This is a genomic window from Lentzea sp. NPDC051838 (assembly GCF_040681245.1).
In the GTDB taxonomy this organism is placed as follows: Bacteria; Actinomycetota; Actinomycetes; order Mycobacteriales; family Pseudonocardiaceae; genus Lentzea.
Genome location: NZ_JBFAYI010000045.1, coordinates 15,755 through 35,729, shown reverse-complemented (window position 1 = coordinate 35,729; position 19,975 = coordinate 15,755). Strand labels below are relative to the sequence as shown.

At 67.5% G+C, this 19,975-nt stretch carries 20 protein-coding genes; 8 read left to right on the top strand and 12 right to left on the bottom strand.

Going from position 1 to position 19,975, the window contains the following annotated elements; genetic code table 11:
• Nucleotides 1–2: 2 nt before the first annotated feature.
• Together AB0M24_RS44655 and AB0M24_RS44650 are read right to left on the bottom strand one after the other, a co-directional pair.
• Nucleotides 3–1,463, bottom strand: a complete 1,461-nt coding sequence (locus AB0M24_RS44655) for an MFS transporter (protein WP_363780717.1) — start codon at nucleotides 1,461–1,463, stop codon at nucleotides 3–5.
• Nucleotides 1,460–2,215: a GntR family transcriptional regulator gene (locus AB0M24_RS44650; protein ID WP_030470948.1), complete on the bottom strand. Its 756-nt coding sequence runs from the start codon at nucleotides 2,213–2,215 to the stop codon at nucleotides 1,460–1,462. The genes AB0M24_RS44655 and AB0M24_RS44650 overlap by 4 nt, the downstream gene beginning before the upstream one ends.
• 221 nt (nucleotides 2,216–2,436) lie before the next feature.
• Here AB0M24_RS44650 and AB0M24_RS44645 point away from each other — a divergent pair, with 221 nt between their 5' ends.
• Genes AB0M24_RS44645 through AB0M24_RS44625 form a run of 5 tightly spaced genes read left to right on the top strand, consistent with a single transcriptional unit; the run spans nucleotide 2,437 to nucleotide 8,000 of the window.
• On the top strand, nucleotides 2,437–3,711 hold the full coding sequence (locus AB0M24_RS44645; protein ID WP_363780715.1) for an extracellular solute-binding protein: 1,275 nt from the start codon (nucleotides 2,437–2,439) through the stop codon (nucleotides 3,709–3,711).
• A gap of 10 nt (nucleotides 3,712–3,721) precedes the next feature.
• Nucleotides 3,722–4,720: a sugar ABC transporter permease gene (locus AB0M24_RS44640; RefSeq protein ID WP_363780713.1), complete on the top strand. Its 999-nt coding sequence runs from the start codon at nucleotides 3,722–3,724 to the stop codon at nucleotides 4,718–4,720.
• Nucleotides 4,720–5,538: a carbohydrate ABC transporter permease gene (locus AB0M24_RS44635; protein WP_363780711.1), complete on the top strand. Its 819-nt coding sequence runs from the start codon at nucleotides 4,720–4,722 to the stop codon at nucleotides 5,536–5,538. Before AB0M24_RS44640 ends, AB0M24_RS44635 begins: the two co-directional genes overlap by 1 nt.
• A 3-nt stretch (nucleotides 5,539–5,541) precedes the next feature.
• Nucleotides 5,542–6,960, top strand: a complete 1,419-nt coding sequence (locus AB0M24_RS44630; protein ID WP_363780709.1) for a glycoside hydrolase family 3 N-terminal domain-containing protein — start codon at nucleotides 5,542–5,544, stop codon at nucleotides 6,958–6,960.
• Nucleotides 6,957–8,000 (top strand): SIS domain-containing protein, encoded by a 1,044-nt coding sequence (locus AB0M24_RS44625; protein WP_363780707.1) that lies wholly within the window; start codon nucleotides 6,957–6,959, stop codon nucleotides 7,998–8,000. Before AB0M24_RS44630 ends, AB0M24_RS44625 begins: the two co-directional genes overlap by 4 nt.
• Nucleotides 8,001–8,040: 40 nt before the next feature.
• Here the strand turns inward: AB0M24_RS44625 and AB0M24_RS44620 are convergent, their stop codons facing one another.
• Entirely contained in the window at nucleotides 8,041–8,457 is a 417-nt protein-coding gene (locus AB0M24_RS44620) for an ester cyclase (protein ID WP_363780705.1), read from the bottom strand.
• A gap of 88 nt (nucleotides 8,458–8,545) precedes the next feature.
• On the opposite strand from AB0M24_RS44620, the gene AB0M24_RS44615 reads away from it, so the two are divergent.
• Complete coding sequence (locus tag AB0M24_RS44615) at nucleotides 8,546–9,583, top strand: LuxR C-terminal-related transcriptional regulator (protein WP_363780703.1); 1,038 nt, start codon at nucleotides 8,546–8,548, stop codon at nucleotides 9,581–9,583.
• A gap of 2 nt (nucleotides 9,584–9,585) precedes the next feature.
• On the opposite strand, the gene nagA is transcribed toward AB0M24_RS44615, so the two are convergent.
• Complete coding sequence (gene nagA / locus AB0M24_RS44610) at nucleotides 9,586–10,785, bottom strand: N-acetylglucosamine-6-phosphate deacetylase (protein WP_363780701.1); 1,200 nt, start codon at nucleotides 10,783–10,785, stop codon at nucleotides 9,586–9,588.
• A 210-nt stretch (nucleotides 10,786–10,995) separates the two neighbouring features.
• On the opposite strand from nagA, the gene AB0M24_RS44605 reads away from it, so the two are divergent.
• A complete protein-coding gene (locus AB0M24_RS44605; RefSeq protein WP_363780699.1) occupies nucleotides 10,996–11,670 on the top strand; it encodes a FadR/GntR family transcriptional regulator in 675 nt (224 codons plus the stop codon).
• 89 nt (nucleotides 11,671–11,759) lie between these two features.
• Here the strand turns inward: AB0M24_RS44605 and AB0M24_RS44600 are convergent, their stop codons facing one another.
• Both AB0M24_RS44600 and AB0M24_RS44595 read right to left on the bottom strand, forming a co-directional pair.
• Entirely contained in the window at nucleotides 11,760–12,497 is a 738-nt protein-coding gene (locus AB0M24_RS44600; protein ID WP_363780697.1) for an NYN domain-containing protein, read from the bottom strand.
• 49 nt (nucleotides 12,498–12,546) lie between these two features.
• Nucleotides 12,547–13,425, bottom strand: a complete 879-nt coding sequence (locus tag AB0M24_RS44595; RefSeq protein WP_363780695.1) for a LysR family transcriptional regulator — start codon at nucleotides 13,423–13,425, stop codon at nucleotides 12,547–12,549.
• Nucleotides 13,426–13,496: 71 nt separating this feature from the next.
• Between AB0M24_RS44595 and dapA the strand changes: the two genes are divergently transcribed.
• Complete coding sequence (gene dapA / locus AB0M24_RS44590; RefSeq protein ID WP_363780693.1) at nucleotides 13,497–14,351, top strand: 4-hydroxy-tetrahydrodipicolinate synthase; 855 nt, start codon at nucleotides 13,497–13,499, stop codon at nucleotides 14,349–14,351.
• Here the strand turns inward: dapA and AB0M24_RS44585 are convergent.
• Genes AB0M24_RS44585 through AB0M24_RS44560 form a run of 6 tightly spaced genes read right to left on the bottom strand, consistent with a single transcriptional unit; the run spans nucleotide 14,348 to nucleotide 19,967 of the window.
• Nucleotides 14,348–15,178 carry an amidohydrolase family protein gene (locus tag AB0M24_RS44585; protein ID WP_363780691.1) on the bottom strand — a complete coding sequence of 277 codons (831 nt, stop codon included), beginning with the start codon at nucleotides 15,176–15,178 and terminating at the stop codon, nucleotides 14,348–14,350. The genes dapA and AB0M24_RS44585 overlap by 4 nt on opposite strands.
• The gene (locus AB0M24_RS44580; protein WP_363780689.1) at nucleotides 15,175–16,131 is read right to left on the bottom strand and encodes an aldo/keto reductase; all 957 of its coding nucleotides are present in this window, start codon (nucleotides 16,129–16,131) and stop codon (nucleotides 15,175–15,177) included. The genes AB0M24_RS44585 and AB0M24_RS44580 overlap by 4 nt, the downstream gene beginning before the upstream one ends.
• Complete coding sequence (locus AB0M24_RS44575) at nucleotides 16,128–16,439, bottom strand: L-rhamnose mutarotase (RefSeq protein ID WP_363780755.1); 312 nt, start codon at nucleotides 16,437–16,439, stop codon at nucleotides 16,128–16,130. Before AB0M24_RS44575 ends, AB0M24_RS44580 begins: the two co-directional genes overlap by 4 nt.
• A 5-nt stretch (nucleotides 16,440–16,444) precedes the next feature.
• Nucleotides 16,445–17,461, bottom strand: coding sequence for an ABC transporter permease (locus tag AB0M24_RS44570; RefSeq protein ID WP_363780687.1), 1,017 nt, complete (start codon nucleotides 17,459–17,461; stop codon nucleotides 16,445–16,447).
• Nucleotides 17,458–18,933 (bottom strand): sugar ABC transporter ATP-binding protein, encoded by a 1,476-nt coding sequence (locus AB0M24_RS44565; RefSeq protein ID WP_363780685.1) that lies wholly within the window; start codon nucleotides 18,931–18,933, stop codon nucleotides 17,458–17,460. The genes AB0M24_RS44570 and AB0M24_RS44565 overlap by 4 nt, the downstream gene beginning before the upstream one ends.
• Nucleotides 18,933–19,967 (bottom strand): sugar ABC transporter substrate-binding protein, encoded by a 1,035-nt coding sequence (locus AB0M24_RS44560; protein ID WP_363780683.1) that lies wholly within the window; start codon nucleotides 19,965–19,967, stop codon nucleotides 18,933–18,935. Before AB0M24_RS44560 ends, AB0M24_RS44565 begins: the two co-directional genes overlap by 1 nt.
• Nucleotides 19,968–19,975: the final 8 nt, after the last annotated feature.

The window sequence follows — 19,975 nt, the reverse complement described above, 5'->3', positions numbered from 1 at the left end:
CCCTACTGGAGCGCTTTCTCGCCGCCTGGCCGGACGTGCGTCGGCGGCCCCTCCACCCCGCAGTGCAGACAATCCCCGGGGTGCGGGGAGTCCGGCTGCTCGTGCTCCGTGGCCAGCACCCGGTTGTCCACGCCCAGCGCGAGCACGCCACCCGCGATCGCCGCCACCGCGCACAACACCAGCGCCATCTGCCAGCCCGAAGTCATGACCGACGGGTTCGTGTAGTCCTCGCCCATCAACCCGACGGCAGCAGGCAGCACCGCCATGGCCAGCAGACTGCCGGTGCGCGCGACGGCGTTGTTGACCCCCGACGCCACACCGGCGTGGTGATCAGGAGCCGAGGCGAGCACTGTCGCGGTCACCGGTGCGACCACGGCGGCCAGCCCCAGACCGAACACGACGATGCCGGGCAACACGCCGGTCAGGTACGACGAGCCGGGTGCCGCGTTGCGCAGCAGCAACATGCCGATACCGATCACGATCGGGCCGGCGACGAGCTGCACGCGCGGCCCGTACTTCTGCGCGATCTTCCCCGAGGTCGACGACAGCAACAGCATGATGATCGTCAGCGGCACGCTGGCCAGGCCGGACGCCGTCGGCGAGTAGCCCAGCGACACCTGCAGCTGCAGCACGAGCAGCACCATCACGCCGCCGAGTGCCGCGTAGACCAGGAACGTCAGCAGGTTGGCCACCAGGAACGTGCGGTCGCGGAACAGCTCCGGCGGCACCAGCGGGTCCGAAGACCGCACCTGGACCACCCCGAACGCGATCATCGCCGCCAGCCCGAGCCCGGCCACCAGGTACGACTGCTCGACCAGACCGCCCGTCATCAACGCCAGGCCGACCGCTCCGACCAGCGCCGACAGGTAGTTGGGGTGGCCGGCGGTCTCGTCACGGGACTCCGGCACCGACCGCAGCGCGAGGAACACGCACAGCGCGGCCACCGGCAGGTTCACCAGGAACGCGAGCCGCCACGACCACGCCTGCACGAGCAGCCCGCCGACGAACGGCCCGATCGCGGTGGCCACACCGGACAATCCGGACCAGGCGCCGATCGCCCGCGAGCGATCTTCGCGGTTGAACGACGACTGGAGGATCGCCAGGGCACCCGGCGTCAGCAACGCCGCTCCCACGCCCTGCAGCACGCGCGCGGCGACCAGCACCGGCACATCCCACGCCACGCCGCAGAGCAGGGACGAGACGCCGAACCACACCACGCCGATCACGTACACGCGCCGCCGGCCGAACCTGTCGCCCAAAGATCCAGCGACCAGGATCAACGAGGCCAGCGCGAGCATGTACCCGTTCAGGATCCACTGCAGATCCGTGACCGACGCCTTGAACTCGGCGCCGATCCGGGGCAGCGCCACGTTGACGATCGTCCCGTCGAGCATCGCCATGCCCGAGCCGAGGATCGTCGTCGCCAGCACCGCGCGGGCGCGTGGCGTGCCCCAGGCGATCAAGACGGTCGATTCAGCGTGGCGACGAACTTGTACCGGTCACCGCGGTACACCGAACGCACCCACTCGATCGGGTTGCCCTCGGTGTCGAACGAGTGCCGGGACAGCAGCAGCATCGGCAGGCCGATGTCGGCGCCGAGCAGCTCCGCCTCCTCGGGCGACGCCAGCGCGGTCTCGATCGTCTCCTCCGCGTGGCCCATCTCGACGCCGAACCGCTCGGACAGCACCTGGTACAGCGAGGCACCGGGCGCCAGGTAGCGCCGCAGTCCGCGGAACCGGCCGAGCGCCAGGTGCGTCGTCTCGATCGCCATCGGCTCGTTGTCGGCCAGGCGCAGCCGGTGCAACCTGAGCACCTTGGCACCGGGACGCACGCCGAGCAGCCGCGCGAGCTCTGCCTCCGCGGGCATCTCGGAAGCCTCGATCAGCTTCGACGACGGCACGCGACCCTGGGCTCGCATGTCCTCTGTGTACGAAGACAGCTGCAACCTCTGGGCGACCTTGGGTTCGGCCGCGAAGGTGCCCTTGCCCTGCACCCGGAGCAGTCGCCCTTCGACCGTCAGCTCGGCAAGCGCCTGGCGAACGGTCGTCCTGGAGACGTCGAACTCCGCGGCCAGCGACCGTTCCGTGGGGATCGGCGAACCAGGCGGCAGCGCTCGCAACAGGTCGAGCAGGTGCCGCTTGAGACCCCAGTACTTGGGTTCGCGTTGCGCACGCGTCCTGGCGTCCACGCCTGATGCAGGCGTCGTCTCCAGCATGGCCTCCTCCTCGCACTCCATGTCACGCACCACAAGGATGCCTTGTCCGTGTCGATTCGTGCGTTCGAACCCCCGCCAATCGACACGAAATTGCTCCGATGACTCCGCAACGCTTTGGCAACGCGCTTGACAGACTCGGTGACGCAGCACACGCTGTTCCGCATTGGTCTACACCACTTGGGCGTTCCGGCGAGGGCCGGGCTTGCTGAAAGGGCGCGACTGTGAAGGGCTGGAGAGGACTCGCTGCTGGTGCCGCCGCACTGGCAGTGGCCGTGTCGGGATGTGGCACGAGCACGAACAGCGGTAGCGGCACGGAGACCAAAGAGATCACCGTGTGGCTCATGGACGGCTCCGCGCCGACGACCCTGACCGACGCCTTGAACAAGGAGTTCGAGAGCGCGAACGGCATCAAGGTCAAGTACGAGGTCCAGAAGTGGACCGGTATCCAGGAGAAGCTGACCACGGCGCTGGCCAGCAACACCCCGCCCGATGTCATCGAGCTCGGCAACACCCAGACGGCGAGCTTCGCTGACACCAACACGCTGACCGACCTGACCGCGGACGCGGGCCAGTTCAACGGCAACGAGTGGCTGGGCGGCCTCAAGGACTCGCTGACGCTGAACGGCAAGGCGTACGGCGTGCCGTTCTACGCGGCGAACCGCACCGTGATCTACCGCACCGACCTGCTGCAGGCGGCGGGCGTCGCGAAGCCGCCGACGTCGCGTGCCGAGTGGATCGACGCGATCAACAAGCTGAAGGCCGCGAACGCGTCCAACCCGGACTTCCAGGCGCTGTACCTGCCCGGCCAGTCCTGGTACTTCCTGCTCTCGCTGATCTGGGACGAGGGCGGCGACATCGCCAAGCAGGACGCCGGCAAGTGGGTCGGCACGCTCGACACCCCGCAGGCCAAGGCGGGCTTCGAGGCCTACAAGGCGCTGTACGACGCGTCGGCCGCCAAGAAGGCGCCGGCTGACATCGACGAGGCGAAGCCCCAGCAGATGGAGGTCTTCGGCACGGGCAACGTCGGCATGATGGTCGGCCTCCCGTGGGAGCTCTCCGGTGCCGTCAAGGCGAAGGCCGACCTGAAGGACAAGGTCTCGGCGTTCCCGATCCCGTCCAAGAAGGCCGGCTCGACCGCGCCGGTGTTCCTGGGTGGCTCGAACCTCTCGATCCCGGCCGGCAGCAAGAACGCCGACGCCGCGAAGAAGTACCTGGCGCTGCTGTCGTCCAAGAAGTACCAGGACATGCTCGCCGAGGGTGGCGCGGTGCCCGGCACCTCGAAGGACACCACCAAGCTCGGCAGCACCCCGGTCGGCAAGGCCATGGCGGACTCGTCCCCCAACGGCAAGGTCACCCCGACCACGCCGAAGTGGGCGGCCGTCGAGGCGGGCCAGAACCCGCTGAAGGACGCGCTGACCGCGTACCTGTCCGGCGCGAAGACGCTGGACCAGGCGACGAAGGACGCGAGCGACGCCGTCACCAAGGCCATGGGCTAGCCCAGCTGAGATGACGGCCGTCAAGACGACCGAAACGGCAGCGCCGGCCGGGGACATCCCGCCGGCGCTGCCGCCTGCCGTGACGGGTGGGACGCGCAAGCGTCGCCGCCGGGGCGGCGCCTTCGACCGGGCGCTGCCCTACCTGCTGATCGCTCCGGCGCTCATCGCGATCCTCTGGCTGATCGGGTTCCCGGTCGTCTCGGTCTTCGTGACGAGCTTCCGCCAGCTCAACCTCGGCGAGCTGGTGCGCGGCCAAGTCGTGTGGACCGGCTTCGACAACTACGTGACAGTCCTGCAGGACGAGCGCTTCTGGACCGTCTCGCTGAGGACCGTCGTGTTCACGGTCGCCGTCGTCGGCGTGTCGGTGGGCGCGGGTCTGCTGATCGCGTTGCTGATGCGCAGGCTCTCCGGGTGGGTCCGGGTCGCGCTCCAGGTCACGATGCTCTGCGCGTGGGCGATGCCGATCCTCGCCTCCGCGACCGTGTACATCTGGATGTTCGACCAGAACTACGGAATCTTGAACAAGACCCTGGTGCAGCTCGGTTTCTCGCAGTTCGCCGGGCACTCCTGGTTCGGTTCCGGCACGTCGACGCTCGCCGTCGTCGGCCTGCTCATCGTGTGGCAGGCGATCCCGTTCCTCGCGTTCTCCCTCTACGCGGGCGTTCTCGGCGTTCCGCGCGACCTCTACGAGGCCGCGGGCATCGACGGCGCGACCGGCTGGCAGACGTTCCGCGCGGTGACGTGGCCGGAGATCAAGTCGCTGCTGATGATGGTGACGTTCCTGTCGACCCTGTGGGACTTCAAGGTCTTCGCGCAGATCTGGGTCTTCAAGGAGGGCGGCCCGAGCGGTGAGAGCACGACGCTCGCCGTGCTGCAGTACCTGGAAGGCATCGCGAAGAGCCACTTCGGCGTCGCGGCCGCGATCTCCGTGCTGATGATGATCATCCTCGGCCTGATCACGTTCCAGTACCTGCGCAGGCTGCTGCAGACCGAGGAGGGCAAGATCTGATGCTCAAGAAGTCTGCCGCGAACGTCGCGGGCCTCGTGCTCGCGTTGTTCTTCCTCTTCCCGACGTACTGGATGATCACGTCCGCGTTGAAGCCCAAGGGCTCGACGATCACGTCGGACTACGACCTCGTTCCGCTGTCCGTCACGTTCTCGAACTTCGTGACGGCGTGGACGAAGCCGGGCTTCCTGTCCGCGTTGAGCAACAGCCTGCTGGTGACGCTGTCCGCGGTGCTCGCGGCGATCCTCGTCGGCATCACCGCGGCCGTTGCCATGTCGCGCTTCGCCTTCCGCGGCCGCAAGTCGTTCGTGCTGCTGATGCTCGTCGCGCAGATGGCGCCGTTCGAGGCGTTGCTGATCCCGATGTTCCTGATGATGCGGGATCTCCAGCTCTACGAACACCTGACGTCTCTGGTCTTGGTGTACTTCGCGGTGACGCTGCCGTTCTGCGCGTGGACGTTGCGCGGCTTCGTGAACGGCATCCCGATCGAGCTCGAGGAAGCCGCGATGGTCGACGGCTGCGGGCGCTGGGGCGCGTTCCAGAAGGTCACTCTTCCTTTGCTGGGACCGGGTTTGGTCGCCACCTCGGTGTTCGCGTTCATCACGGCGTGGAACGAGTTCCTGTTCGCGAAGGTGCTCATCCGCAGCCAGGACAGGGAAACCCTCCCCGTGTGGCTGTCGGGCTTCCAGACCGCGTTCGGCACCGACTGGGGTGGCGCGATGGCCGCCTCGGTGCTGTTCACCGTTCCCGCACTCGTTTTCTTCCTGATCGTGCAGCGCAAGATGGTCGCCGGCGTCACCGCCGGTGCGGTGAAGGGATGACACGTGGATCAGTTGGCCGCTGCCGTTCTGCTTCCTGGCTTTCACGGAACGACCGCCCCCGACTGGTTGTTACGACGGGTCGCTGACGGACTCGGCGGTGTGGTTCTCTTCGGCCGCAACGTCGTCTCCGACGAACAGGTGACCGCGCTGTGCGGTGAGCTCCGCTCGGTGCGCCCGGACGTGGTGATCGGCATCGACGAGGAGGGCGGCGACGTCACGCGTCTCGACGCGGGCCGCGGCTCCGAGGTTCCCGGCAACCACGCCCTGGGCGCGGCGGACGACCTCGACCTCACCCGCTCGGTGGCCGCGTCCATCGGCGCCCGCCTGGCCAAGTGCGGCATCTCGCTGAACCTGGCCCCGTCCGCGGACCTCGTGCTCACCCTGGACGACCCGATCATCGGCGTCCGCGCGTTCGGCTCGGACCCCGTGCTGGCCGCCCGGCACGTCGCCGCGTGGGTCGAGGGACTGCAGGCCGTGGGCGTCGCCGCCTGCGCCAAGCACTTCCCCGGCCACGGAGCGTCCACAGAGGACTCGCACGAGCAGCTCCCCGTTCTTCCCCGCACAGAAGAACAACTCCGGGCCGTCGAGCTCATCCCGTTCCAGGCGGCCGTGAACGCGGGCGTCCGCTCGATCATGACCGGCCACCTCGTGGTCCCGGAGTGGGGCAGCGCTCCCGTCACGTTGAACAAGCACGCGATCGACCTGCTCCGCAACGACCTGGGCTTCACCGGCGCCGTGATCACCGACGGCCTCGACATGAAGGCGGTCGGCGGCGACCTGGCCCAGGGCGCGATCCGCGCGCTCAAGGCCGGTGTCGACGCCATGTGTCTCGGCGGCATGGCCCTCGACGACACGGACCTCCAGTGGCTGATCGACTCGATCGTCGCCGCCGTGAAGTCCGGCGAGCTCTCCGAGGAACGCCTGACCCAAGCCGCAGCCCGCTCCCTCGCCCTGGGCCTACCTCCGTCATCGGTGGACGCCCACGACGCTGAGATCGGTCTCACGGCCGCCCGACGTGCGGTTTCAGCCCGCGGCCGGGTTAGTGTCGGTACGAACCCGGTGGTCGTCGACCTGGTCGTCGACCCGTCGATCGCAGTGGGCGACGTCCCGTGGGGCCTCGGCCCCTACCTGCGCGACGTGCTCCCGGACACCGAGGTCATCGCAGCCCGCGACCTGGACGCCGCAGAAGTTGCGAAAACCGCAGGTGACCGCACGATTGTCGTCGTGACCCGAGACGCCCACCGCCACACGAGCGCTCGACAACTGGTAACAAACTTAACTAATCTGGGCCAGGACGTGGTGCACGTCGAAACCGGCGTGCCGGGTCCAGACCTGGGCAGCGTCGCCCGCATCGACACCCACGGCGGTTCTCGGGTGAGCCTCCGAGCCGCGGCCGAGCTGATCCTGAAAGGCACGACATGACCACGCCCCAACCAGGCCAGCACATGGCAGCGGAGATCGCGGCCCAGCCGTCGATCTTCGCTTCCCTGTACTCCTCACGCGCGGCCATTGCCGAAGTAGCCGCAGTCATCCGCGAACGCGCCCCGCGCTTCGTGTTGTTCGCCGCCCGTGGCTCCAGCGACCACGCCGCCATCTACGCCAAGTACCTGACCGAGATCCTCCTGGAACTCCCAGCGGGCCTGGTCTCCGCCTCCACCACAACTCTGTACGGCGCGGAACCCGACCTCCGCGACGTCCTGCTAGTGACGGTCTCCCAGTCAGGCGGCTCCCCCGACCTCCTGGAGGTAACCGCCTCCTACCGCCGCCGAGGCGCCCTGACCGTGGCAGTGACCAACACTCCTTCTTCGCCTCTGAACGCGGCCGCCGAACTCTCGGTGGACGTGTCAGCGGGCGTGGAGCACGCAGTAGCCGCCACCAAGACCTACTCGGCAACGTTGCTGGCCTTGTACCTGCTGATCGACGCCGTGCGCGGCGGTAACGGCGAAGCAGCAGCGTCCCTGGGCGACCTGGCCCAGGTGACCCTGGACGCCTCAGCGCCCACCGTGGACGAGGCAGTCCGCCGCTACCGCTTCGTGGACCGCGTCCTCACCACCGGCCGCGGCTACTCCTACGCCACAGCTCTGGAAGCTTCTTTGAAGCTGGCCGAAACCTCATATCTGGCGGCTCGCGCGTACAGCGGCGCAGATCTGCTCCACGGCCCGGTAGCGGCAGTGGACGGCGAAACCGCAGTCCTCGCCATCACCTCGCTCGGCAAGGGCGGCGACTCCCTGCGCGACGCCCTCGACGTGGTCCACCAGCGCGGAGCGGACGTCGTGGCAGTCGGATCGGCCTCCGAAAAGGTGGGCGCCACCCTCTCGATCTCGATCCCCGAGACCGCAGAGGAAGTGGCCCCAGTCCTGGAAATCCTCCCCGTGCAACGCCTGGCCTACGGCCTGGCCCTGGCAAGGGGCGGCGACCCGGACAGCCCCCGAGGCCTGAACAAGGTCACCCGAACCCTCTGAAGCGACAAGGGCCGCCCGGACAACGGGCGGCCCTTTTGCTCTACTGGGCGAGACCGAGCTGCCGGAGGAGCCCGAGGTCGTCGAGGCGACCCCAGCGTTCGACGATCCGGTCACCCGAGATGCGGAAGATGTTGATGCCGGAGAGCGTCAGCGTTCGTCCAGATCCGGGTACGCCCATCAGCTCGCCGCGATGTGTGCCGCTCGCGGTGAACACCTCGGCCACCACGTCGCCCTCCGCGATGAGCTGATCCACGTCGCTGTGCCAGTCGGGCACGGCCTGCCGGAACATGGCGGCGGCCATGCGCATGCCCTCGGGTCCTTCCGGAGCACCCGGGAATGGCGGGTCGTGGTTGACGAAGTCAGGGTCCAGGTAGCGGTCGACGGCGCTGAGGTCGCCTTTCGTGAACAGCTCCTGGATGAAGGTGTCGACAAGACGCTTGTTCTGTTCGATGGTCATGCCTGAGATGGTGCGACCGCCCGATGACCCGAACCATCCCAAGGATGTGGGATTTCCTCCGCCACCATCGCGGGTGGACACTGAGGACATGCCGAGCTCCGGCCGCGCCGAGCAGGACCTCGTTCGGCTGTGCCACAACGGCATGGACCGCGATGGCGTGCGCCGCGAGGTGCTCAGGGCGCTGCGCCGCCTGCTGCCGGTCGACGCGGTGTTCTTCGCGACGGCGGATCCGGAGACGCTGCTGTTCACCGGTGCCTGGCCGGAGGAACCGCTCGGAGCCGCGACCGCACTGTTCCTGGACAATGAGTTCGGCCGGCGCGACGTGAACAAGTTCGCCTCTCTGGCCACCTCGGTGCGGCCGGTGGCGACCCTGGACTCCGCGACTCGCAAGGACCGCGCGGTGAGCGAGCGTTACCGCGAGATCATGCGGCCGCTCGGTCTCGGCGACGAACTGCGGGCCGCGCTCGTCACGGGCGGTCAGTGCTGGGGTTATCTGTGTCTGCACCGCGAGGACCACGAGCTGGGCTTCACCTCGGCGGAGGCGGCCGTTCTCAGGCGCCTGTCCCCGCACATCGCCCAGGCCATCCGGACCGCCCTGCTGCTCCCCGGTCCGACCGTCGATCCCAGGTTGAAGCCGGGTGTCGTGCTGCTCGCCGACGACCTCAGCACCGTCGCGATGACCCCCGAGGCCGAGCACCTGCTCTCGTTGCTCGATCCGGGTGTGCTGCCACTGCCCGCCGCCGTCTACAGCGTCGCTTCAGCCCTGCGCGGAATCGAGCGCCACGGTGCCGGGCCACCACCCAGCATCCGGGTCCGCACCCGCGCCGGCCCGTGGCTCACCCTGCACGCTTCCCGTCTCACAGGAGAGACCGCGCACGTCACCGTCGTCGTCGAACCCGCGGAGTCCCGCGCGGCCGCACCTCTCCTGCTCTCCGCGCACGGCCTCACCGCGCGCGAGGCCGAGGTTGCCACCCTCGTCCTGCGTGGCAACCCGACCCGCGCGATCGCGGACACCCTGCACATCTCCGCGAACACCGTGCAAGACCACCTGAAGGCGGTCTTCGACAAGACCGGCGTGCGCAGCCGCCGCGACCTGGTCGCGATGCTGCTGAGCCCGCCGCCCTGACGTCACTGCCCGGCAGTGGCGAACCCGACAGACACAGCGGCGGCCGGCCTCTCGGCGTCGAACACGACTCGCCCGTCCACCCACACCTTCTTCGGACGCAGTTCGTCGTCCCACCACACGAGGTCCGCGACGGCACCCGGCGCGAGACGCCCAAGACCGGACTCGCCGATCACCTCGGCCGGCACGATCGTCGCCGATGCCAACGCATCCGCCATCGGCACACCGACCGACACGATGTTGCGCACCGCGCGGTCGAGGGTGAGCGCCGAACCAGCGATCGTGCCCTCCGGTGACCGCGGCACACCGTCCTCGGTGAGCAGCACGTCTGCACCGCCGAGGTGGTACCGCCCAGGCGGCATCCCAGCAGCGGCAACGGCATCGGTGACCAGCGCGACTCGTTCACCAGCGGCGTTGAAAACGAGTCGGCAGACGTCCGGGCCCACGTGGGCGAGATCCGCGATCAGCCCAAGTGTGAACCGCTCATCAACCAAAGCCACCCCAGGCACACCGGGCTCCCGATGCCCCAACGGCCGCTGAGCGTTGAACAGATGCGTGACCATCCGCGCCCCAGCATCGGCAGCAGCCCGAGTCTGCTCACCAGTGGCGTCCGAATGCCCAACAGCAACAAGAACACCCGCCTCGACCAGCCGCCGAACAGCCTCCAACCCACCAGGCTGCTCAGGAGCCATCGTCACCATCCGCAGGGCACGCCGCAGCGTCTCGTCCTCGAGCAGCGCCGAAATCTGATCCGGCCCAGGCTCGACCATGAACGAGGGGTCGTGCACACCGGCCCGTTTCGGCGACAGAAAGGGGCCCTCGAGGTGCACGCCGAGGGGGCGCGCTCCCACTCCGTCCGGCAACGCGGCCGAAGCAGCCAGCACGGCGCGTGCCTGCCTCAGCACCACGTCCACCGGCGCGGTGATCAACGTGGGCAGGAACCGGGTCACTCCGGTGGAAGGCAGCGCTTCTGCGACAAAGCGCATGCTGTCCGCGTCCACCTCGGCGAAGTCGACCCCGACCGCCCCGTTGACCTGCACGTCAACGAGTCCGGGTGTGAGCAGTCCGTCGGATAGGACCTCCGCGCCGGGTGGTGCTTCACCGGTGGTCACCTCGACGATGCGGCCGTCCCTGATCCGCACCGAGGCAGGACCGACGATCGTGCGACCGAGCAAAGCGCGCGGTGCTGCGACAACGGCGTCCAAGATCCCTCCTAGAATGGTCCAGACCATTATGGCGACAACAGCGGTTCCCGTCACGTATCGTTAAGAGATAACCATCTCACATACCAATCGGTGAATCACGGCCATTCGAACCGGGATACCCGGACGATGCGCGGCAGATGACCATCCTTGGCGCATACTGGTCCTCAGACATCCGAGGTCTACGACCAGTTGAGACGAGTTGAGGGTGCCGTGGCAGTCACTGACGATGCGATCCTGCGCGTCAAGGAGATGATCGTTTCGGGCGAGCTCAAGCCCGGCGACCGCCTCCCGCGTGAGGCTGACCTGGCCGAACGCCTGGGCCTGAGCCGCAACTCCCTGCGCGAGGCAGTGAAGGCACTTTCACTCGTTCGTGTACTCGACGTCCGCCAGGGCGACGGCACCTACGTCTCGTCCCTGCGCGCCGACGACCTCCTCGGCGCCCTCTCCTTCGTCCTGGACCTGCACCGAGGCGAAGATTCGGTCCTCGAAGTCCTCCAGGTCCGCCGCATCCTGGAACCCGCGGCCGCCGCCATGGCCGCCCAGCGCGTGGACAACGAGGAAATCGCCCGCCTCCGGGCCCTCTGCGACGCCGCCGAGTCCGCCAAGTCCGTCGAGGAACTGGTCGAACACGACCTCGACTTCCACCGCGCCATCGCCCAGTGCTCGGGCAACGCCTACCTGGCCCAGCTCCTGGACACCCTCGCGGGCCCGACGGTCCGCGTCCGCATCTGGCGCGGCATCACCCAGTCCAACGCCGTGGATCGCACGGTCGCCGAGCACCGCGCCATCGTCGACGCCCTCGCGGCACACCAGCCGGAGCTCGCCCGCAGCTGGTCGACGGTGCACGTGGCCGGCGTCGAGCAGTGGCTTTCAGACCTGGCCTGATCGGCCTCGAGAAATGAGAAACCCGGCCCACGAGGGACCGGGCGGATATGCATGCATGCTAGCACGAATGCGTGCATGCATGCACATGATCACCAGCCCGGCGGCTTCGTGAATCGGCCGGCCGGGTCAGGGAGCTGGTGGCCCTGGTAGTCCGTCGCGGTCAACGTTCGCCACCAGTGATGACCAGTCCCCACCCCTGTGCCGGCACTGCGCGACAACGCACCCGCCGTGTAGCCGCTGCCCGGATTGACCACGCCCACCGGTATCCGCTGCCAGGCGTGATCGACCGGCAGCCTCAGGTCGCTGTCGTTGCTGATCAGGATCACCGCGTCGATGGCACTTGTCAGCACGTCGACCAGCAGGTGTGACGCGACGTTGACGTCGGAACCCTTCTCCTCGAACGTCGCCACGGACGCCATGAACAGTGCTCCCGCAACGGGTTGCCCCTGTGCCTGCACCTTGATCGGCCACTCCGGCTGAACCAGCACAGGCCGACCGCGGTTGCCTTCGGTCGCGAGTGGCCGCTTGATCACCTTGCTGATGTAGTTGCCGTACTCGATGTGGTCGACACTGCCGGCTGCCAGCAAAGCCTTGAGATAGACGTCCTGGTCTTGCGAGCCGGACGCGTTGTGGGCCGAGCTGATCCTCGCGGTGCAGTAGACGATCCGGTCGATCTGCGCACCTGGCCAGTTCGCCGCTTGCTCGGTGAGCAGAGTGCAGGCCAGCGCTCGGACGTCCAACCATCGCCAACCCATCACACCACGGCCGCAGTGCTTTCTTCCGCCGTAGTAGAGGTTGTAGCCATCCACGTAAACGCCCACACGCATCCAGCGAAGATAACCCGAATCCACATTGGACCCAAACGAGTGAACGTGGTCAGACCTGCCGCAGCTGCTCCAAGACCACCCGAACGGCTGGCTGCCCGTCCGCCCGGTTCCGCACAACCGCTGACACAGTCCGGAAAACCGACTGCTTCAACGGCCGCAACGCCACCCCGGGCCGCCGAGCAACCGACGGCACCAACGCCACCCCAAGCCCAGCCTCAACCAACCCGCACATGACACCGAAATCGTCGCAATAGGCCTGTGCGCGCGGCACAAAGCCAGCAGCACCACACGCCCGTTGCGTCAGCTCGTGGCAGGAGGCATCTGTGCGCGGCATGATCCACGGCCGGTCCGCCAACACCGCCAGGTCCACAGAATCCTGCTGCACCAACGGATCCGACAACGGCAGAGCCACGTTCACCGGCTCCACGAACAGCTCGAACGACTCACACGACTCCGGCAGCGAGCGCGGCATGATGTTGTACGAGTGGATGACCGCGATGTCGATGTCCCCGCGCCGCAACGCAGGCAGCGACGCCTCGGGCTCCATCTCGTGCACGAAAAGCTCCACATCGGACCCGTGCGCCGACCTCAGCACCTGGATCACCCGCGGCAGCAATGCGGCGACGGACACGAACGCGCCCACCCGAACCACACCCGAAACAGACGTCCGCAACGACGCCAGGTCGGCCTCGGCGGCGGCGAGCTGATCCAGAACGAGCTGCGTATGCGCGGCCAGCACGTGCCCCGCACGCGTCAACGACAAGCGGCGGCCGTCGCGTTCGACCAGGGCGACACCGGCCTCGCGCTCCAGGGCAGCGAGCTGCTGAGAGACCGCCGGAGAGGTCACGTGCAGGGCTTCGGCAGCGGCCGTGACCGTGCCGTGGACCGACAGAGCGTGGAGCAACCGGAGACGCCGCACATCCAACACAAAGCTCAGCTTAACGTTCCGAGCAGAACTTCTAACTGGAACTTTCCATAAACCCGAGCCACGCTTGAGTCATGTTCGGACGAGTGCTGGTAGCGATGGTCACCCCGTTCACCCCCGACGGTGACCTGGACCTCAAGGGTGCGCAGGAGCTGGCGGCGCACCTCGTCGACAAACAAGCCGTGGACGGCCTGGTCGTCAACGGGACAACGGGCGAAGCCCCGACCACGACCGACGCCGAAAAGGCGCAGGTCATCAAGGCTGTCAAGGAAGCGGTCGGAGACACCCACGTTCTCGCGGGCGTCGGCACCAACTCCACCCGCCACACCATCGAGCTCTCGAAGCAAGCCGAAGAGAACGGCGCGGACGGCCTGCTCGTCGTCACGCCGTACTACAGCAAGCCCACGCAGGAAGGCGTCGAGAACCACTTCCGGCAGGTGGCGAACGCGTCCGGCCTGCCCGCGCTGCTCTACGACATCCCCGGCCGCACCGGCACGGCGATCGACACCGAGACGCTGCTCAGGCTGAGTGAACACCCGCGGATCGTCGGCGTGAAGGACTGCAAGGTCGACCTGCTCGCGACGGCCAAGGTCATCGCCGAGACCGGGCTCGACTTCTACTCCGGCAACGACGAGCTGATCCTGCCGCTGTACTCGATCGGTGGCGTCGGCACGGTCAGCACCGTCGGCCACGTCGTCGGAGCTGAGATCAAGGCGATGCTCGACGCCTACGACGAGGGCGACAACAAGGAAGCCCTGCGCAGGCACCAGGCGTTGCTGCCAGTGATCACCGCGATCATGACCCGCGAGCCCGGTGCGGTGGCGGTCAAGGCCGCGCTCAACCTGCTCGGACTCCCGGCCGGCCCCGTGCGCGAACCGCTCGCCGGGGCCACGCCGAAGCTGATCAGCGAGCTCAAGGCGCTGTTCTAGAGCGAGTACACCCGGCGAGCAGTGCCCGAGAAGATCGAGGCCTGCTCGTCGGGTGACAGCTCCGACACCAGCTCCTGAGCGGCCCCGAGCCATTCGTCATAAGAAGCCGCCAGCAGACACACCGGCCAGTCCGAGCCGAACATCAAGCGTTCAGGGCCGAACGCGTCCAGCACGACCTCGAAATACGGCCGCAAGGAAGCCACGTCCCACGACTTCCAGTCGGCCTCGGTGACCAGGCCCGACAGCTTGCACGTCACGTTCTCGTGCGCCGCCACCGACCGGATCAGCTCGGCCCACTCACCGACATCCGAGCCGACAGCAGGCTTCGAACAGTGGTCCACCACGAAGGCCACGTTCGAAAGCGCCGCCACGGTCCGACGCGCGGCCGGCAGCTGGTGCGGCAACGTCAGCAGCTCGTAAACCAGCCCGTGCGAGCCAACCGCAGCGAGCCCGTTCCAGACGTCCTTGCGGCACAACCACTCCGGGTCCGGCTCGCCCTGCACCTGGTGCCGGATCCCGCGCAGCCACGAACCGTCCGGCCCGCCCACCAACTCGGAAAGCACATCGGCGACAGCAGGCGACGTCAGGTCGGTCCAGCCCACCACCGCGGAAACCACGTCAGAAGACGCCGCCACCGCGAGGAACTCCGGTGTCTCCTCCGGCACGCACACCGTCTGCACCAGCACGGATGCCGACACGGAAGGCGCCGCGGCCACGAAGTCCGGTTCCAGGAACGACCGACGAATCACGCCCATCGGCGGATCGGTGATCCAGTCCTGGTCGCGCACCGACAGGTCCCACAGGTGGTGGTGAGCGTCGACGATCACGGCGTCGGCACCTCCGCACCCAGCAGTCCCAACGACTTCAGCTCGGCCCACACCTCGTCCGGGATCGGCTTGTCGAAGTACTCGGCGTTGGCGTTCATCTGCTCGGCGGTCCGCGAACCGATCACCACCGACACCACGGCGGGATGCCCCAGCGCGAACTGGATCGCCACCTCCGGCAACGTCACCCCGTGCCGCCCGCACACAGCAGCAATGGCCCGCGCACGTTCCACCAACGAAGCAGGCGCGTCCTCGTAGTTGTACTTCGCATCGGCTGCCACAACAGGCTTCGACAGCAGCCCGGAGTTGAAGACACCGCAAGCCACCACGGACACACCGCGCTCGACGCACGCCGGCAGGAACGACGCCAGCGAAGGCTGCTCCAGCAACGTGTACCGCCCGGCCAGCATCACCACGTCGATGTCGGTCTCGCGGACGAACCGCTCCGGCATCTCCCACTGGTTCATGCCCACACCGATCGCGCCCACGACACCCTGCGACCGCAGCTCTTCCAACGCCGGATAGGCCTCGGAGAACGCCACGTCCCAGTAGTCATCGGGATCGTGGATGTAGACGATCTCCACGCGATCGGTCCCGAGACGCTCCAAAGAGGACTCCAGAGACCGCTTGACGCCATCAGCCGAGTAGTCCCGGATCCGCCGAAACCGAGCAGGAACCGCGAAACCCTCGTCGTCGAGCCCTGAACCGTCGAACGGCTCCAGCAACCGCCCGACCTTCGTGGAGATCACGTAGTCGGAGCGTGGGCGGCCCGCCAGAGCGACGCCCAACCGCCGCTCCGACAGACCGAGTCCGTAGTGCGGCGCGGTGTCGAAGTACCGGACCCCGGTCTGCCACGCCGCCTCGACCGCACCGAAGGCCTCGGAGTCGGAGACCTCCCGGTACAGGTTGCCGATCGGCGCGGCACCGAAGCCCAGACGAGAAACAGCAACCTTCACGGCAGCTCCCACACGAGTCGCACATCGGGTTCGGCACCGGAGTAGTCGTCCTCGACCTCCAGCAGTTCAGCCATCTGAGCCTGCCACGGAATGTTCGCCGGGTGCTCAGAAAGAAACGCACGCATCGCGCGGTAGTCGTCCACCTCGACCAGGTGGAACAGCTCGCGGCCGGACCTCCAGATCCGCCACGAGTGCACCCCGGCCTCGCGCAACGCACCATCCAGCTCCGCGGGAATGGTGGCGTGGATCCGGTCGTAGTCGGCTTCTCGTCCCTCACGAAGCTGGGTGTGCAGCGCAACGGTCTCCAACGACGTCACTCCTGCTTCTGACCGGTCGCGAACCGGGTCACGATCAGCGCAAGGATGATCACCGCGCCGTACGAGGCCTTGATGTAGAAGCCGGAAACACCCTGCAGGCGCAGGATCTGCTCCACGAGCCCCAGCATCAGCACGCCCGAAAGCGCACCGAACAACGTGCCCTTGCCGCCCTGCAGCGAGATTCCGCCGATCACCGCGGCCGCGAAGACCTGGAAGATCATGCCCTCGCCCTGCGTCGCGGCGACGGACCCCAGCCGCCCGGTCATCAGGATGCCCGCGATCACAGCCAGCACGGAACCGATGATCAGCACGATCCACACCACGCGGTCCACCCGGATACCGGCGGCACGCGCGGCCTCCGAGTTGCCGCCGATCGCGTACAACGACCGTCCGGCCCGCAGGTACTTCAGCACGAAGATGCCGACGGCGTAACAAAGAACGCAGATCCACACCGCCGCCGGCAGCCCGAGCCAGGTCGTGGAACCCAGGTACAGGAACGACTCCGGCACGTCGATCAGCGACTTGCCCTCGGTGATCGCGAGCTGCAGACCGCGCAGCATCGTCAGCATGCCCAGGGTCACCATGAACCCGGATAGTCCGACCTTCAGGATCAGGAACCCGTTGAAGCCACCGATGATCACACCGATCAGCAGGCACAACGGCAGCGCCATCCACGCGGACAGACCGACGTCGAGCCCACCGGACGACGCCGGGATGATCAACGCGACCGCGAGAGCCGGCGCCAGACCGACCGTCGACTCGAGCGACAGGTCCATCTTGCCGACGATCAGGATCATCGCCTGCCCCAGCACCAGCAACGACAGCTCGCTCTGCTGTGTCAGCACCGCGATCAGGTTGCCGGGCGTCAGGAAGATCGGCGACAACACAGCCCCGATGATCAGCAGCAGAATGATCACCGGGACCAGCGCGAGGTCCTGGTACCGCGCGAACTGGAACTTCTGCTTCCCGGGCGGCGTGGGAGCCGAGACCGGCGGAGTCATGGCCTTGGTCATTCCGAGCTCATTCCTTCAATAGCCGCGATGAGTTCCTGGTCCCGCCAGCCGCGCGAGAACTCGCGCACGACGGAGCCGTGGAACATCACCAGAACACGGTCGCAGACCCGCAGGTCGTCCAGCTCGTCCGACACGACGATCGCCGCCTTGCCGCGGCGCGCCTGCGCGTCGACCACGCCGAGCAGCGACTCCTTCGACTTCACGTCGACACCCGCGGTCGGGTTGATCAGCACCAGCACCGACGGGTCGCCGGCGAGTGCCCGCGCCATCACGACCTTCTGCTGGTTGCCACCGGAAAGGTCGGACACCGGCTGGTCCGGCCCGGCGGCCTTCACGTCGTAGGAATCGATCGCGGTGGACCCCGCGGCACGCTGCGCCGACGGCCACACGAACGCATGGGCCGTGCTCATCGTCGCGTTCTCCGCGATCGACAGGTCCAGCACGAGCCCCTGATGGTGCCGATCCCTTGGCACACAGCCGATTCCAGCTCGAAGAGCAGCCGGAACGTCACCGCCGCGGACAGCCGAGCCGTCCACCGAGATCGACCCGGCGGAAGGCTTGCGCAGCCCGTACACCGTCTCGGCGAACTCGTGCTTGCCCGACGAAGCGCTGCCGGCGAGCCCGATGACCTCGCCGCGCGTCGCCGTCAACGACACACCCGAGAAGTGGTCCCCGCTCAACGACGACACCGTCAACACCTGATCTTCGGAAGACGGCCGGTCGTCGCCGCTGGGCACGTTCAGCCCACCGGCCTCACCGGTCATCGCCTCGATCAGGTCCGGCTTCGACATCTCGGCCACCGGAGCGGTGACGATGTGCCGCGCGTCGCGGTAGACCGTCACCGTCTGGCAGACCTCGTAGACCTCCTGCAGGTGGTGGGAGATGAACAGGAACGTCACTCCCTTGTCCTGCAGGGACCTCATGCGTGAGAACAACCGCTCGATCGCCGGCCCGTCGAGCTGTGCGGTCGGTTCGTCGAGGATCACGAACCGCGAGCCGATCGACAACGCGCGTGCGATCTCGACGAGCTGCCGCTGCTCCACGGTCAACTCAGACACCAACGCGTCCGGGTGCACCGCGACGTCGTAGGTCTCCAGGAGCTCGGAAGCCTGGAGTCGCAGCTTCTTCCAGCTGATCAGCCCGCCACCGAGGTCCTGCCGGTTGATGAACAGGTTCTCAGCGACCGACAGCTCCGGCACGACCGTCGACTTCTGGTACACGCAGGCGACGTGACGCCGCCACGCCGAGCGGTCGGCGACGGGCGGCGCGGGTTCGCCGAAGAAGCTGACCTCGCCCGCGTCCGGCACCTGCATGCCGGTCAGGACCGAGACCAACGTCGACTTGCCCGCGCCGTTGCGACCGACGAGCGCGTGCGACTCACCGGCCCGGATCTCGATGCCCACGTCGTCCAACGCGAGCGTCCGCCCGAACCTCTTCGTCACGCCACGCGCGACAGCGGCAAAGTCACTCATCAGATCTGGTTACCCCAGAACGCCTTGTCGTCGACGTTCTCCTTGGTGATCAGCGGCGCGGGCAGCTGGTCCTCGAGACGGCCACCGCCGACGTCGACGATCGTGGAGTCGTGGTCGGTCTTGCCGGGCTTGAACGTCTGCTTCTCCACCGCGGCCTTGGCGTAGAACAGCGCCCACTTCGCGTAGAGGTCGGCCGGCTGCGAGACGGTCGCGTCGATCTCACCCTTGCGGATCGCTTCCAGCTCCGACGGGATGCCGTCGTTGGAGACGATGAAGATGTGCTTGGGGTCGCTCGGCGGGACCAGCAGGTTCTTCTGCTTCAACAGCTGCAGCGTCGGCGCGAGGAACACGCCACCGGCCTGCATGTAGATGCCGTTGATGTCCGGGTGCTGGTTGAGCCTGGTCTGCAGAGCAGCGGACGCCTTCGGGCCCTCCCAGTCGGTCGGCTCCTCGAACACCGTGATGCCGGGGTAGTTCGACTTCATGCAGGCGGCGAACGCCTCGGAGCGGTCGCGGCCGTTGACCGACGACAGCGCGCCCTGGAACTCGATGACCTTGCCCTTGCCACCGAGCTTGTCACCGAGGAACTTGCAGGCCTTCTCGCCGTACGCCTTGTTGTCCGCGCGCACGACCATGTACGTCTTGCCCTTGTCCGGACGGGTGTCCACGGTCACGACCGGGATGCCCGCCTTGTCCAGACGGTCCAAAGTGGACGCGATGGCGCCGGTGTCCTGCGGGGCCATGACGATCGCCTTGGCGCCCTGCGACTGCAGCGACTGGGCGTTCGCGACCAGCGTCTCCACCTTGTTCTGCGAGTTGGTGGGGTTGAGCAGGTTGATGTTGAGCTCTTTGGCCTTGTCCGGGAAGTACTTGATGTACGAGTTCCAGAAGTCGGAGTCGGCCCGCGGGTGGTCAGCGCCGATCGGTCCGACGCCACCGCTGCCCGAACCGGAGGCGCCGCCTCCGCAGGCTGTCAACGTGAGGGCACCGGCCAGCGCGAGGCACACCGCGGCGGTGAGGTTGCGACGCTTCATCGTGTCAT